Origin of the sequence: Coleofasciculus sp. D1-CHI-01, from assembly GCF_040218875.1 — a bacterium.
GTDB lineage: Bacteria > Cyanobacteriota > Cyanobacteriia > Cyanobacteriales > Coleofasciculaceae > Coleofasciculus.
The window spans coordinates 1-16,214 of record NZ_JAVJQP010000176.1; the positions used below are offsets into that span (position 1 = coordinate 1).

At 47.3% G+C, this 16,214-nt stretch carries 10 protein-coding genes and 2 pseudogenes; 5 read left to right on the forward strand and 7 right to left on the reverse strand.

The window, feature by feature from the left end:
* Positions 1 to 126: 126 nt before the first annotated feature.
* From RIB93_RS30120 to RIB93_RS30130, 3 genes are all read right to left on the reverse strand, one after another.
* Complete coding sequence (locus tag RIB93_RS30120) at positions 127 to 282, reverse strand: hypothetical protein (protein WP_446378600.1); 156 nt, start codon at positions 280 to 282, stop codon at positions 127 to 129.
* 580 nt (positions 283 to 862) lie between these two features.
* Entirely contained in the window at positions 863 to 2,953 is a 2,091-nt protein-coding gene (locus RIB93_RS30125) for a glycosyltransferase (protein ID WP_446378602.1), read from the reverse strand.
* 220 nt (positions 2,954 to 3,173) lie between these two features.
* Positions 3,174 to 5,312 (reverse strand): EAL domain-containing protein, encoded by a 2,139-nt coding sequence (locus RIB93_RS30130; protein ID WP_446378604.1) that lies wholly within the window; start codon positions 5,310 to 5,312, stop codon positions 3,174 to 3,176.
* An 802-nt stretch (positions 5,313 to 6,114) separates the two neighbouring features.
* Here RIB93_RS30130 and RIB93_RS30135 point away from each other — a divergent pair.
* The 4 genes and pseudogenes from RIB93_RS30135 to RIB93_RS30150 form a co-directional block, all read left to right on the forward strand.
* Positions 6,115 to 6,550 (forward strand): annotated as a pseudogene (locus tag RIB93_RS30135) (GDP-mannose 4,6-dehydratase); the annotation flags it as partial.
* An 878-nt stretch (positions 6,551 to 7,428) separates the two neighbouring features.
* Positions 7,429 to 8,064: pseudogene (locus tag RIB93_RS30140) on the forward strand (GDP-mannose 4,6-dehydratase); the annotation flags it as partial.
* 94 nt (positions 8,065 to 8,158) lie between these two features.
* Positions 8,159 to 9,526 (forward strand): UDP-glucose dehydrogenase family protein, encoded by a 1,368-nt coding sequence (locus RIB93_RS30145; RefSeq protein WP_446378606.1) that lies wholly within the window; start codon positions 8,159 to 8,161, stop codon positions 9,524 to 9,526.
* Positions 9,527 to 10,047: 521 nt separating this feature from the next.
* Positions 10,048 to 10,125, forward strand: coding sequence for a PEP-CTERM sorting domain-containing protein (locus tag RIB93_RS30150; RefSeq protein ID WP_446378618.1), 78 nt, complete (start codon positions 10,048 to 10,050; stop codon positions 10,123 to 10,125).
* A 91-nt stretch (positions 10,126 to 10,216) separates the two neighbouring features.
* On the opposite strand, the gene RIB93_RS30155 is transcribed toward RIB93_RS30150, so the two are convergent.
* The 4 genes from RIB93_RS30155 to RIB93_RS30170 form a co-directional block, all read right to left on the reverse strand.
* Entirely contained in the window at positions 10,217 to 12,274 is a 2,058-nt protein-coding gene (locus RIB93_RS30155; protein ID WP_446378608.1) for a PAS domain-containing protein, read from the reverse strand.
* 784 nt (positions 12,275 to 13,058) lie between these two features.
* Complete coding sequence (gene ylqF / locus RIB93_RS30160) at positions 13,059 to 13,916, reverse strand: ribosome biogenesis GTPase YlqF (RefSeq protein ID WP_446378610.1); 858 nt, start codon at positions 13,914 to 13,916, stop codon at positions 13,059 to 13,061.
* Between the two features lie 162 nt (positions 13,917 to 14,078).
* The gene (locus RIB93_RS30165; protein WP_446378612.1) at positions 14,079 to 14,309 is read right to left on the reverse strand and encodes a hypothetical protein; all 231 of its coding nucleotides are present in this window, start codon (positions 14,307 to 14,309) and stop codon (positions 14,079 to 14,081) included.
* A 10-nt stretch (positions 14,310 to 14,319) separates the two neighbouring features.
* Complete coding sequence (locus RIB93_RS30170) at positions 14,320 to 14,730, reverse strand: universal stress protein (RefSeq protein ID WP_446378614.1); 411 nt, start codon at positions 14,728 to 14,730, stop codon at positions 14,320 to 14,322.
* Positions 14,731 to 14,921: 191 nt separating this feature from the next.
* Between RIB93_RS30170 and RIB93_RS30175 the strand changes: the two genes are divergently transcribed.
* Positions 14,922 to 16,127 (forward strand): phosphoglycerate kinase, encoded by a 1,206-nt coding sequence (locus tag RIB93_RS30175; RefSeq protein WP_446378616.1) that lies wholly within the window; start codon positions 14,922 to 14,924, stop codon positions 16,125 to 16,127.
* The last annotated feature ends 87 nt before the right edge of the window (positions 16,128 to 16,214 follow it).

Sequence of the window (16,214 nt, forward strand, 5' to 3'; positions counted from 1 at the left end):
TGCAAGGAAATGGGGTAGCATCCTTCATAAGTATGGCATCACCTTGCTCAGGTAAAATGTACCCTTGCTCCCCCAGCTCCCCCAGCTTCCCCAGCTTCCCCAGCTCCCCCTCACCACAAGACTTATTCAGCAGCCCCTAAATATTAGCGCGATCGCATTATCCAATAGCGCCAATACCGCTTCTCCAGGGGAACTCTCCTGGGGACACCATACCTGATTTGGCTCATACTCACAATGAACCACCACCCCCGCATGGACACTCGCTAAGGTTAAACTTGGCATTGCGAGGTTTTCATCGGATAGAAGTCCATTGGATGCGATCAAATGGATGCGATCAAAAGCAACGACGACCGAAAGGATTCAAAATATACAATTGCTAATTAGCTTACCGTTTTGAGCTACTTTGTCAAGTCAAAATCAAAAAAAATCATGTTAATCGCCAAAAAGCTCAACAGCACAGACAGGAACTGGCTCAAAACTATAACTTGGTTAATCTGAGGCGACGTCTCCTTGCTCGCCATCAATACCCAATGAGTTGATATCAAGTGCGTCTTTTGACTGACGCAGGACTTACGCCGCTACACCACATATCGTGGCAAAGGTGCGTTACGCTACGCTAACACACCCTACTGGCGTGGCACACCTTAATTGGTTGATTAGAATTGTAGGGGCGCAAGGCTTGCGCCCAGTTTAACCGTCAAATCTATCCCACAATTTTAGCTGTGTCAGTCCACTACACATAGAGGTTTTGCGTAAGTCCAATGACGAAAACTTTAACGGAGCTATATTGCGTTGGCTGATCAGACGATTGCCCGGACTTGATGTAGTCAGCCTGAAGAATACGAAAATCAGATTCTTTTTATTACTGTTTATTGATTGCTGTCTCTGGCAACACATATTCGACAGTTACATCCTCCGTATTTCGCATGATTAAAGCACGATTGCTACTGTTTTCTAAATCAAGGTTTCTCAGCGAAGATCCAACTAAATTTTCCAATAGGATACTGCCAATAGCAGATATATTTTCAGTTGAGTGGGGTGATTTTGTGCGAAGTGTAAATCCACTTAAATGTATATCCTGAATCCGATTCTGGCGAGAATCCACTTCTTCGATTAGGGGTCGCATGACCAGAATGGCTTCTGTATCGGGTTGACTGATATGCGCTTGTAAAACAGTTCGCCGCATCCCTTGCCCTTTAATAATCGTGTGACTGCGATTAATTTCAATGGGATAAAACAAGTCAATTTCACCAATCGGTAAATTAATCTGAACTGGGTCTTCCCCCGAAAGACGATTAATTAATGCCTGTAGGGATTTAGCATCATCTTGACCATCATTGGGAATAATCCCATGGTCTATCGCTTCAATAATTTCAGGGGGAACCGATTGAGTCATCGCCCAACTACTGTTTGACCATAAACCTGCCACATCTTGTAAAGGACTTAGCAGGCTAGCAAACCAACATAAAATAATCACAAAACCAAATAACTGGGAGACATAAAGAAAACGAGATACACTCACTTTCACTAACCGTTCCCTCCCCGTTCCGGCGGCTGATATACTTTGATTCCCTCGATTCGACCACTTTTGTTGGGCAAGGTTCATCTGAGTCCAGATTTTGATAATACAGGAACTCCACTGGGCAATTAAAAAGACGGGTAAATGAATCGGTTTAAGTCGAGATTGTCGCCCCCAGAAAATGATGGTTAAAATGATCGGTCGAGTACAAAGAATCCAACAGAGAATAACTCCGGCGACTAACCAATACCCTTGAACTAGACAAATTGATAACGAACCGGGGGTGATTAGAGTCGTCCAGTAACTAATCCGTTGATCTAGGAGACAATACCACATAAACCATCCCGCCTTAGCCGGACCCAATCCGATCGCGCGATCGCTGTTCCGCAGCATATTCCCATACCAACGGCGCATATTCTGGTAAGCGCGATCAATTAATGACCCAGAAATCGTCTCAATGGAATAGACAATCACATCCGGGATATACAACATATCGTAACCCCGACGCAGTAGCCAATACCACGTCGTTTTATCGTCGCCGGAGAGGAATTTAAACTGTCCCCACAACCAATCATCCAACGTATCCAGTTCTAACTGATCCGCAAACGTGGGATGCAGCGCCGCCTCCGCCCGAAATAGGGAAAAGCGTCCCGTCAAACACATAACTTTTTGCGACAGTGACACGGAACACATTTGATAATGACGCTGGGATAGGCGTAAATGGAACCACTCAGAAAATAGATATGATCCCTCCACAATCGGTAATTCATCCGTTGTCAGCGCCCCCATTTTGGGAAAGAGGCGGAAGAATGACAAACAGCGACGTAAGGTTCCAGGTGTTAGTTCAGAATCGCCATCCATTAAACCAACAACGGCATTTTGGGGTAGATTTAAACGCGCTAATTCTCGTAATCCATCCGCCATGGCTTTGCGTTTACCTTCCCCGGTTTGTACCATTTGGATTAGGCGAATACAACTGAGTTCCGGGTCAATGGATTTAAGTATCTTTAAGATGGCAGCATTTTCATCATTACTGCTACTGGTAACTAGCAGTGTCAGGGGGTGAGAAAGGCTTTGGGCTTCTTGGGCGATTACCCGGAAGACTCGTTCCGTGATCCAGAGTTTTTCCTTATAGGTTGGGACTAATAAGCAAACAGGCGGTAACTTGTCCAGGGGAATGCGATCGGCTTGTTTGCGCCACCGGGGAAAAACCCAATGTAGATAAATCCGAGAACGAATCACTTGTAGCGCCCACCATGACCATCGCCAAATGCCAATCAGTCCCATACTAATTAAACCAGATATGCCTAATAGGTCTAATCGTTCTGGGTTACGCAGCAGGTAAAAGCCTGTAAAACCGAAGGCGGAAAGACACAACAGGGCGAACCAATTGAGATAGGACGAGATGTTTTGCCAACGAAATAGTCGAGTCATAGAGTTTTTGAATGTAGAGACGTGCCATGGCGCGTCTTGAATTGTATGTAGGGGCGGGTTTCACGACTATCATTTGTCACCTCACCCAGATGTAAATAAACCCGCCCTGACTGAGTGAGATTGCGGTTATCATGTTTTACCTCACAAAAGATGTAATTAAACCCGCCCTAACCTCAATCAAGGGAATCCAGACAAAAAAAATTGAGATATAAATCTCAATTCAACGATTACCAAACAATTTCTTAGGGAACGTCAGCCTCGCTGCTTGTCCCAATCCGCAAAACTGTTGGGAATTATCATGTTGCGGCGGCGGTGGAATCTGTACTGTAATCCGCGTCAACTGTTGTCCCACCAATTTAGGCGGAATCGCAGGCTGTAGGGCTTGAACCTGGGTCAACTTATTAAGCTGTTGCATATTACTAATTGGCTGAATCAGGTCAATTTCACCCTTGACAGTTTTGGCATAACCAGCTAATCCGACAGTCACAGGTTTATCGGTATTGATAGAACTGGCTTGTTCAGCGCTAACCACGGTTTCTACCCACAAGTTATTGCAATCGAGTAGCGTCACTATCGGTTCTAACTGATTAACCTGTTCGCCTTGTTCTCGTTCCGCTGTGTAGACAACACCCGCAAAGGGGGCTGACACGTTTTGCACTTTCCGTTCGCTTTGTAATTGTTTGAGATCATTAACCAGAGAAGGGGCATTTTTTTGTAGAGACTGGCTGTTATTTTGCTGCTGCTTGAGTTTAGCCAATTGCGCTTCCATCGTATTCACCACCACCGATTGCTGTTGAATCGTCTGCTGCAAACTGATGCGTTGGTCAGACAGAACCCCGCCCATAATATTATTGCGATTACTGCGAGCAATACCTGCTTGGGCAGCATTGACAGCCTTTTGCGTCGCATCCAGGACAGATTGGGCTTGCTGGACTTCTGCTTGTGCCGATTGCCAAACTAAGCGCAACTGATCGGTTTCCTGTGCGGATACACCCCCGGCTTCTAAGAGGGTTTGATACCGTTGATAATCTAACCGGGCGGCTTCAGCTTTTGCCTGTGCTGCTTGAACCACGGCTTGTTGTTCCTTAATCGACTCCAACCCCAGTTCTACATCCACTTGTCGCACCGCCTTATCTCGACGTTCAAGCTGCTGTAACTGCGTTTTCAGTAATGCTAGGGACTGTTTCGCTGATGCCAGTTGGGTAGCATTGACCTGAATCTGTCCTTGTAATTCGAGACTTTCAAGCTGATTGCGGATTTGTTCTTGTTCTTGGGCGCGTTCTAGGCGGAGTAGGGCTTCTTGTTCTTGGGGACTGGGTTCTTGGCTAATCCGGGCGAGAAGTTGTCCTGATTTCACAACGACCCCTGGCTGGGCGTAAAATGCTTGAATATTACCCGTGGTTGGCGCTTGTAACCGCACAATTCGCCCATTAATCGTGCTACCGTCTACAACTAAGTGGCTGAGGCGATAGCCAATGGAGGCAATCCCCACACCGACTGCGCCTAATCCCAGCAGAACAAACCCCGTTCCCACCAGGAAACGCCAGGATTGAGTAGATTTTTGGACTTCAGCCGTGGGTGAATCCTGTTCCTCCTCTGGGCGAACCAGTTCCGTCCAATCGGGTGCTGGACTAGGGGTTTTAAGATGATGTCCTTGAACTAAGTCAATCCCAACGTCTTCCACCAGGGATAGGGTAACCGCATCGCTGACAAATTTAGCCGCCACCTGACTCAGCGCCTGAATTCCTTCAAGAATGGCTTTGGTTAAGACGCGACTATTCGGTTCCGTTTTTAGGCGTTGGATAAGTTGACCATCCACTTTAACCAAATCAACCGCCAGTTGTTGGCATTGGAACAGCGTTAATTCGCGACTGGCGAAGTTATCCAGGACTATCGCACAACCGAGACTTTTGAGTTCGCGGACAAATGCCCGAATTGTGGGAAAATCTTTGGCGATGGTTGATTCGGTTAGCTCAAAACTCAGTTGTTTCGGGTCAACTCCTGACTGATCCAGAAGTGTTTCGATATATTCGATCAGTTCAAAGTTATTTAATCCCTCTCCTGAAAGATTAATCGACAGGCATCGATCCGGCTGTTCCGCTAAGAGTTCTATTCCCTTGCGAATAACGGCGCGATCAGCCTTTTGCAGTTGTCCTTTATCCGACAACGTGGGTAAGAATTCCTGGGGTAAGTGCAGATTTCCGGCTTCGTCTCGCCAACGCAGAAGTATTTCATTGTGTAATACAGCACCCGTCGCTGTTTGATAAACGGGCTGAAACCACAGTTCTAATTTCCCGGTACTGAACGTATCCATTTGAGCGAGGACAGACTCTGGCGAGTGTAAGGTCTCTAGCAGCATAAATTAAGTTCAAGCAGGTAGATACAAATCAAGCACCGAATTAATATCTCTGACGGAAAAATTGCCAGAGGATTGCTCAGGGGAACCTCCCAGCAACGTTGTGCCAGGTTACAGCCTCACTTCAATCCGTGAGGATCGAGCGACAACCTTTGAACCAAAATAAATTGGGCAGTTTTGTCTGTAAATCAGGTAAAACTCTTGAGGTATGGCACGTCAACGCTCAAATCATGCACCCTAAACCGCGTTCGTTTGCCCAAGATCTAGTTGTGTTAACAAAGTTCAACTAATATCATAACCACAGGCAAGAGCGATTGTCAGGCGTTGGGTGTTGAATTTGTCTCAATTTCACAGATAAAGAGCGGGAGAACTTCATCCCCCGTACTGAGCGTCGGGGGATGAAGTTCGACATTTCGACTTCGCTCAATGTTTCACACGGCGAATTTATTCGCCTTCGTTTATTAGCTGATAAACATACTCCCTTAGTCGTTCTTGCCAGTTGGGGACGGCTTTAAGCTGCGCTTTTTGCCCCTCGTAGCCTTTGAAGCATATAGGCTGCTTGTCCAACGGTAAACGTCGTGTGCCTGGGAACCTGGGAAGACAATTAGAACTGTTGTCTCAGGATATGTTGAATGTGAGTTCCGCAGAATCCCCCTTTTAAAAAAAGGGGGAGTGTCAAGTCCTGAAAGGAATTAAGCGATTTTCAGCAGGGCAAGGACTTGCCAGTATGGGTTTCAAGGTAACATGGTAGAGCTTGAGACTTTACCGCGCTAAGCTTACGCGATCGCTCTATTCGGAAAACCCTATGAGAATTCTAGTTACAGGTGGTGCTGGTTTTATTGGTTCCCATCTCGTTGATCGGTTAATGGAAGCAGGTCATGAAGTTCTCTGTCTGGATAACTTCTATACTGGCACGAAGCGAAATATCGTCAAATGGCTGAATCATCCCTACTTTGAACTGATCCGCCACGATATTACCGAACCGATTCGCGTCGAGGTTGACCAAATTTACCATCTGGCTTGTCCCGCTTCGCCAATACACTATCAATACAATCCTGTCAAGACGATTAAAACCAATGTCATTGGTACCCTCTATATGTTGGGGTTAGCCAAGCGGATAGGGGCGAGATTTTTATTGGCTTCAACCTCGGAAGTGTATGGTGATCCGGAAGTCCATCCTCAACCCGAAGAATATCGAGGCAATGTTAATCCAATTGGACCGCGCAGTTGTTACGACGCTGAGACTGAGATTTTAACAGAAAATGGCTGGGTTCCTTTTCCCCAATTACAGCCAGGGGTGCGAGTGGCGACTCTTAATCCCGATAATCAAGTCGAGTATCACGTCCCGGATGAGTATATTGTGCAACCTTATGTGGGCAATTTGCTCCGGTTTGCCAATGCTAAATTCGATCTGTGTGTAACACCAAATCACTGGATGTATGTACGCAGCAAAACCGGAAAATTACAATTTTTGCGTGCGGATGAAGACCGACATTGGCATTCGTGGCGGGTTCCTACCGGAGGTGAGTTTCAGGGAGAAGAACCCGAATGGTTTGAATTGGGAACTGCGCCGAAAAATGCCAAGGTGAGCGTCGAGCGAATTCGCATGGATGATTGGTTAGAATTCCTCGGGTACTACATTTCTGAAGGCTGCGTTCATGTCCGACGACGAGGGCGGGTTGTCGGTGGACGTGACTATGAAATAGCTGACTATAACATCCTGATTGCCCAAGAAAATCCAGAGGGTCGAGCTAAAATTACCCACTGTTTAACCAACCTTGGGTTTAAGTTTTTCTCATCAGATAACCACCAATTTCGGATTTGTAGTAAACAACTGGCAGAAATTTTACTCCCTCTGGGTAAATCGGGTGAGAAATATATTCCACGCCAGTTTTTATCGTTATCCAAGCGTCAGTCGCTGATTTTGTTTAAGGCGCTGATGATGGGAGATGGTTCCCAGGGCGGGGAGGGTTATGTTTATTACACGAAATCCCAACAACTGGCTGATGATGTCCAAGAATTAGCCATGCGTTGCGGCTATGCGGCGTCTGTTGTGTCTCATGCGGTGGGTCGTGATTTATATCGGGTGAATATTCGACCGATAAAAGACGCTCATTTAGTCACCCCAGAACCATTTCGATATGCTGGCAATGTTTACTGCGTGAATGTGCAGAATCATGTGGTGTGTGTGCGTCGCCATGGACGAGTTGCGTTTTGCGGCAACTGTTACGACGAAGGGAAGCGAGTAGCGGAAACGTTGGCGTTTGATTACCATCTGCAAAATGGTGTAGAAATTCGGGTAGCTCGCATTTTTAATACCTACGGATCTCGGATGCTAGAAAATGATGGGCGAGTCGTGAGTAATTTTGTGGTGCAAGCGTTAAAGGGTGAATCCCTAACGGTGTATGGTAAGGGTTCACAAACTCGCAGTTTCTGTTATGTGTCGGATTTAGTGGAAGGATTAATTCGGTTGATGAATAATGAGCATACCGGACCGATTAATCTGGGGAATCCGGATGAGTATACGATTTTACAACTAGCGCAAGCGGTGCAAAATATGGTGAATCCGGATGCAGAAATTATCTTTAAGGATTTACCGAAAGATGACCCGCAACGTCGCCGCCCGGATATTACGAAAGCGAAGACGTTATTGGGTTGGCAACCGACGATACCTTTACAGGAGGGGTTAAAAACGACAATAGCAGATTTCCGCGATCGCTTAACCGCTGAAGGGGATTCCCTTGTTTCCAGTTAAGCGACTACAGTATTAACTCATAGGGGCATACTAGGACACGAATCAATTCGCTAGATAGCCCTAAATCCTACCATCTACCAGAGAGGATCAGCTCATGCGCGTTTGTGTTATTGGTACTGGATATGTTGGCTTAGTAACCGGGGTGTGCTTAGCCCATATCGGACACCATGTTATCTGTGTGGATAACAATGAAGAAAAAGTCAAATTAATGAAATCTGGGCAGTCGCCAATCTATGAACCGGGATTATCTGAACTGATGCAAGCTTGCAGTAATGCGGGCAGTTTGGAGTTTACCTCAGATTTGGCGAGGGGTGTCGCTCATGGCGAGATTTTGTTTATTGCGGTGGGAACGCCAGCATTACCCAATGGTGAAAGTGATACTCGCTATGTGGAAGCCGTAGCCCGTGGGATTGGCAATCACCTGAATGGGGGCTATAAGGTGATCGTGAATAAGTCAACGGTGCCAATTGGTTCTGGGGATTGGGTACGAATGATTGTCATGGATGGTGTGGCTGATCACCAAAAGTCCTCTGGAGGTACGACGTCAGACACAAGCGTTGAGTTTGATGTGGTGAGTAATCCGGAGTTTTTGCGGGAAGGATCAGCGATTTATGATACCTTTAACCCCGATCGCATTGTGTTGGGGAGTAATAGCGATCGCGCTATTTCCATGATGCAGGAACTCTATGCGCCGATTGTGAAGCGTGAACCCGCTGAAGATAAATCCCTACCCCCGGTTCCGGTAGTGGTGACGGATTTGAGTTCAGCCGAGATGGTCAAATATGCCTCCAATTCCTTTTTAGCCACCAAAATTAGCTTCATTAACGAAATCGCCAATATCTGCGATCGCGTGGGCGCGGATGTGACTCAAGTCGCCCAAGGGATTGGTTTAGATACTCGCATTGGCGGTAAATTCCTGCAAGCCGGGATTGGTTGGGGCGGTTCCTGTTTTCCCAAGGATGTCTCCGCCTTGATTCATACGGCGGATGATTATGGGTTCGATGCTCAACTGTTGAAAGCAGCGGTAAGTGTCAATCAGCGTCAACGTTTAATTGCGGTGGAAAAACTCCAGCAAGAACTCAAAATCCTCAAAGGGAAAACAGTAGGATTGCTGGGATTAACCTTTAAGCCGGATACGGATGATATGCGCGATGCTCCCGCATTGATTCTGATTGAAAATCTCAATCGGTTAGGCGCAAAAGTTAAAGCTTATGATCCGATTATTTCATCTAGTGGGATGAGTCACGGTATATCTGGTGTGCAGGTAGAAGGTGATCCGGATCGCTTGGCAGATGGCTGTGACGCTTTGGTATTAGTCACCGACTGGGAACAATTCCAGAGTCTGGATTATGGCAAGATGGCGAAGCTGATGCATAATCCCGTGCTTATTGATGGTCGTAATTTCCTTGATCCTAAAGTGCTAGAAGGTGCGGGGTTCCGCTATGTCGGAGTTGGGCGTTGATTTTTCTAAGTGTTGATTGATAGGGGTGGGTTTGGTTGTTTCCCTTCGCGTGACATCCTCCAGCACTCTAATCGCAGATTAGAGTGCTGGGTTATAAGTAGGGCTTGCTGCACAAAGCCGAAACTCATATCAAGCAATGCTTTGAGCCATATTGACAGTGGATAAAGTGCAAGGAAATGGGGTAGCATCCTTCATAAGTATGGCATCACCTTGCTCAGGGAAAATGTACCCTTGCTCCCCCAGCTCCCCCAGCTTCCCCAGCTTCCCCAGCTCCCCCTCACCACAAGACTTATTCAGCAGCCCCTAAGTAGGGCTTGCTGCACAAAGCCGAAACTCATATCAAGCAATGCTTTGAGCCTTATGGACAGTGGATAAAGTGCAAGGAAATGGGGTAGCATCCTTCATAAGTATGGCATCACCTTGCTCAGGGAAAATGTACCCTTGCTCCCCCAGCTCCCTCAGCTTCCCCAGCTTCCCCTGCTCTCTACCCCACCACAAAACTTATTCAGCAGCCCCTAACTATGCTTGGTTCAGCCACAGCTCTAGGTTTTGGTGCTTTGTTCAAGCGGCAACATTCAAGAAAGCAGAAGAAAAGCTGAGTCATAATTCCGTCTTAGCTAACCCAATTAGATCCCCGACTTCTTCAAGAAGTCGGGGATCTGGTAGGGAGTAATAGGAAAATAAGGAGAGTTAATCCTCCATCTGTTTATATTCAGTGATATCGACGCTACAGCCAATCAACCGATAAGGCTTATCCTGATCATCTTGTACCGCTACACCACGGGAAAGAAACCAGCGAATCGTGCCGTCTTTTTGCACCATCCGGTGTTCCATGCCATAGTGAGTGGTTGACCCGTCTAAATGAGCATTGATTTCATTTTCAACTTGTTGGCGATCATTGGGATGAATCAGATCTAACCAAACTGCTTTACTATTCGCAATCTCCTGATCCTCATAGCGCAGCATGGTTTTCAAATTGGACGCCAGGTAGAATTCATCACTCTCCAGATTCCAATCCCAAATCCCCACATTCCCAGCTTTCAAGGCGATCGCTTGGCGTTCCTCATGGCTGCGAAGATTAGCAACCATTTGCTCCTGTTTCGTCAGTTGTTCTTGTAGTAAGGTATTGGCTTGAGACAGTTGAGCGGTTCGTTCCTGATCCCGTTTGGCGGAGGCGGTTTCTAGCTGCTTGCGCTGGCTAATATCTCGCTCGATTGCCATCCAATGGGTATACTCTCCATTCTCATCAACCACGGGGACAATATTCAGTTCCACCCAAAACTCGGAACCATCTTTGCGATAGTTGATCAATTCCGCCCGCACGGGTTCCCATCGACATAGGGTATCACGAATTTTATCGGCTTGGGCGCGATCGGTTTTGGGTCCTTGTAAGAAACGCGGTGTTTTGCCAATCACTTCATCTGATGTATACCCTGTCATCCGGGTAAAGCCTTGGTTGACATAAACGATCCGAGGACCAGGTTTGTCAATGGGGTGGGCTTCAGTAATCACGATCGCGTCATTGGCATTGAATACCGCCGACTCTAATAACCGCAACCGTTCCTCAGCTTGTTTGCGTTTGGTAATATCGCGGACAAAACTCAGGGACACTAAGCGATCGCGATACTCAATCACTCGCGAACTAATTTCTACCTGTACCGGAGACCCATCTTTACGCCGCAGCGCATGTTCAAAGATAATACTCCCCGTTGCTTGCATCCGTTGACTGATGGTGCGTTGGCGATCCTCTCCAATTGGCACATCTATATCACAAGTCTTCAAATTCAGCAGTTCTTTGCGGGTATACCCCAGTCGTCTGGAGCCATTCTGATTGGCATCTAAAATGCGACTGGTGGATAGGTCAATAATAAAAATGGAATCGTTGGCGAATTCAAATAAGTGACGGTAATTCGCTTCTGATTCCCGCAGTGATTCTTCAACTCGTTTGCGTTCAGTAATGTCTCTAGCCGTACATATTACCGCTTCCACACTATGGTGGTTACCCAGAATCGGACTGAGGATGTACTCGTAATGACGCACACCCCCAAGGGTTGGGTAACTCATTTCATCGGTCAAAGGGCGTCGAGTGGCGAAGACAACTTCCCGTTGGTTATTAAATAGTTCGAGTCCCTCAGGCGGTAGGTTTAACTGCTGTACCGTTTTGCCCAAAATTTGAGCTTGGGATAAGCCAAACAATTGCGCGATCGCTAGATTCACGTAGGTAAATCGTCCCATGCGATCCAAGACGCAGATGGGATCAGGAGACGCCGAGAGAACTTGGTCAAAGATTCGCGCTTGCTGCTGAATCCGCGTCGTTAGTTCCCGCAGTTCTGACTCATCCTGTTCCTGGGCAATGATCGGATCATTCAGATCCAGTTGGGCGACTTGGCTAGGAGTTTTCCAGGCTTGATCCGTATCCCCAATTTGATGATGATTAATCGTTCCCGTTACCAACGTGCCAGGGATGGCTGGCTGAACCGCTTGATAGGGTTGATTCGCTGTCTGAGTGTCTTGGCTGAGTTGATTAAGCTGTTCTTTTAACTGCTTGTATTTTTTGTCTAATGTAGTGAGTTGTTCCTGAAGTTCCTCAATCGTTGTTGAGTGCGATTCCTCAAGCGGGAAACCAAATGCCTGCTTGAGCGCCTCAATCACAACCGCCGTCCGATCGCGACCTGATGCCTCAGCCCGAGACCGAATTTCCTGACTTAGTTGTTCTGGAAGTCTAAATGTTGCTATTTTACTGACCATTTTTTAGTCGATTTAAATTATTGAGTTTACCGTTGTACAAGGGCGGGACGCTGAATCTCTGCTGTGAATTGAGAAATCTTCGCGTTAGCTGATTGTACAAATGTCGTGGGTTAAACTCCTTGAATTCCCAAAACCGCTTTTTATTTTGATTCGGAGTTATCGAGCTAACCAGGATTGCCCATTGCTTCCACTATAGCCGTTCTCGGCATCTGTGGTATTACAGTATTACACCATTACCAGAGTTGATCAATCTCCGAGTTGGCTAAGACAATACACCCTGAAAGGATTGGTAAGGATAGATGCTTTCGGTACTGTTCTAAAAAAACAGGACTTACGCTTTTGTGCTACCGATATCCTGTTTGGCTTGTATGCAGGATTCATCGTTAACCCTCTAAGCGAGGTTGTGCGTAAGTCCTGATAATGGGTTTCGGTGCTCTTGTTCAATTTTCTTTCCTCCGTCTATTAAGATGCCTCAGCAATATGTCTTAAATCTTTACGTGGATTAGCGTAATGATTCTTCACAATTTTTGGTTGAACTTCGCCAACCGACCACGAAAAACGCCCGCGTTGGGCGCTTATCGAGGGTGCATTACTATATTGTAGTTTAGTCGATGAGGGGTATTACCCCCCACCCCTTAGTAAAACAACACACAGTTATTAAGGTTGGGTGGGTCAAGGTGTAGGGGCGGGTTTCACTACTATCTCTTCGGTTGCACCCAGATACAACTAAACCCGCCCCGATACGCAGGTTTCGTGATTTCCCGTGAAAAGTTAGGTCAAAACATCAAGAGGGTGGTAATTCTAGTGCGATCGCGCCCAGTAGTCCTTTGCGAAAATCATTCAATAACTGTCGAGCAGCACGCTCCCCGTCCCCTTGGTAGCGCGTCTGTGCCAAGTCTTGTAAGTAGGATTCACCCGTGATCCCCGTTGGATCGACATCATAACGGTTATGTAAGGAAGACGTGGAAGTGCGATCGGCTGTAGCTATATCCGGCGATCGTTTTAGCAAATCCACAAACCCAGAAGCAACCCGCTGATTATCGTAAGACGCCTCACCAATGTCATCACAGATGGCTAATTTTAGAGCATCCTCTTGATTTTGTAGCTTGGCGGGAATAACACCGGGCGCATCCAGCAGTTCAATCTGATCGCTAATCCGCACCCACCGCAATTGACGAGTAACACCGGGACGACGGGCACTGTCCACCACACGCCGCCCCAAAAGTCGATTAATCAGAGCTGATTTACCTACATTGGGAAAACCAATCACTACCGCACGCACCGGACGAGGCTGCATCCCGCGATTTTTGCGCCGTTGATTCATCTGTACTCCGGTTTGCTGGGCGGCTTGGGCAACTTCCCGAATCCCTTTCCCCTGCTGGGCATTTGTCCAGTAAGGCGTTTCCCCTTGCTCTTGAAACCAGGATGTCCACAACTGCTGCACTTTGGGTGTAATCAGATCCATGCGGTTGATCACCAAGATTCGGCTTTTATTCCCCACCCACTCAGCGGTTTGCGGATGATGAGTGGTTAGAGGAATCCGCGCATCCCGGACTTCCAGCACAACATCCACTCGTTTGAGCTGTTCCTTGAGTTGCCGTTCGGCTTTAGCAATATGTCCGGGATACCATTGAATGGTCATTGGTTATTGGTCATTGGTCATTGGTCATTTGTCATTGGTCATTGGTCATTGGTCTTATGTAAAGTCGGGGCGGGTTTAGTTACATCTGGGTGTAACCGAAAAGATAGTTGTGAAACCCGCCCCTACAACTTTCAAAACTCTCCTCCATCTTCCCCATCTCCCTCATCTCCCCCTACATAAGAAATGGGGTTTGGAGACCAAACCCCTACTGTTCCCATCTTCCCCATCTTCCCCATCTCCCCCATCTCCCCCATCTCCCCCATCTCCCCCATCTCCCCCATCTCCCCCATCTCCCCCATCTCCCCCATCTCCCCCATCTTCCCCATCTCCCCCATCTCCCCCATCTCCCCCATCTCCTGATAACTGCTCACTGATAACTGATAACTCCCTCATCTCCTCCGTATTACGGTACAACTAGCACGGGACAGGGTGACAAATTAATCACGCGATTGGTGACGCTTTCGGAAGCACCATCCTCAGTTAATCCCAATCCGCGACAGCCCATAATAATTAGATCGGCATTAATTTCGTCAGCGACATCACAGATCGTAAATGGGGGTGTGCCTTCCCGACTCAAGGTTTCTGGCTTAATGCCATACTGGTTAAACATGGCTTGAGCACCTTTGAGTAGTTCGGCAACCATCTCCGGGGACATGATGTCCGGACTTGGCGATGGGTCATCGGGGTTGGGTTTTTCGGCAACCGAGAGCAGAACTAACTTACTTTCATACTTTTGGACGATATTGGCGACAACTTCCGCCGCTTCACGGGCTTCTCGGCTTTGGTCAAGGGGAAATAAGACAGTCTTAAACATGGTAATCACCTTGAAGGACACGGACTCCGGTAAAATGTGGACGGGAAAAGAGAATACATACTCTTGATCCTAATGACTGAGTTGATTGCTCGCTTAGATGCAAGTCTGGCAGCAATCATTAAGCATACAACCACTGGCACGCGATCAGATCGCAAAGCATCAGATACAGGCAATTAGAGGAGAGTATTACTGTGTCCAAAAAAACTGTAGCAAATTTAAATGAGTCCGATTTAGCCGGAAAACGGGTATTGGTGCGAGCCGACCTGAATGTGCCACTAGATGAGAATGGTACGATTACCGATGATACCCGCATCCGAGCGGCTCTGCCGACGATCCAGGATTTAATCAAAAAGAATGCCAAGGTGGTTCTGTGTAGCCACTTAGGGCGTCCTAAAGGACAAGTGAAGGATAGCCTACGCCTAACACCCGTAGCGAATCGTCTGTCTGAATTACTGGGTCAAACGGTGATCAAGTGCGATGACTGTATTGGCGATGGGGTTAAGTCTCAGGTTGACAGCCTGGATAATGGTCAAGTGGCGTTACTGGAAAATCTCCGCTTCCACCCCGGTGAAGAAAAGAATGATCCGGAGTTTACCAAAAAGTTAGCCGCCCTAGCCGATGTTTATGTCAATGATGCCTTTGGTACGGCACACCGCGCCCATGCTTCGACAGAAGGCGTCACTCATCACCTGCAGCCCTCCGTGGCGGGATATTTGATTGAGAAAGAACTCGAGTATCTGCAAAATGCGATTGAAAACCCGCAGAATCCCTTAGCCGCGATTATTGGTGGCTCTAAGGTGTCGAGTAAGATTGGCGTAATTGAAACCTTACTGGATAAGGTGGATAAACTGCTGATTGGCGGTGGTATGATTTTCACCTTCTATAAAGCCCGTGGCTTGAGTGTCGGCAAGTCACTGGTGGAAGAGGATAAGCTGGAGTTGGCAAAGTCCTTGGAAGCGAAGGCAAAGGAAAAAGGGGTTGACTTACTCTTACCTACGGATGTGGTGATTGCCGATAACTTTGCCGCTGACGCCAATTCCCAAACCGTAAGCATTGAATCGATTCCTGATGGATGGATGGGGCTAGATATTGGTCCAGATTCCGTGAAAGTTTTCCAAGACGCATTAGGCGATTGTAAGTCGGTGATCTGGAATGGTCCGATGGGGGTATTTGAGTTTGATAAGTTTGCCGCTGGCACCGAAGCGATCGCCCGGACTCTAGCCGATCTGACTAAGAAAGGCACAATCACGATTATCGGCGGTGGTGACTCGGTTGCGGCTGTGGAAAAAGTTGGTGTGGCTGATCAAATGAGCCATATCTCCACAGGTGGTGGTGCGAGTCTGGAATTACTCGAAGGTAAGGTACTTCCGGGTATTGCCGCATTGGACGACGCTTGATGATGTCATTGCACGTCTCTACCTGATTGATGAATAAGGGCGGGTTTTGTTGTTGATTTATCGGTGGGGAGGGCGGGTTTTGTTGTT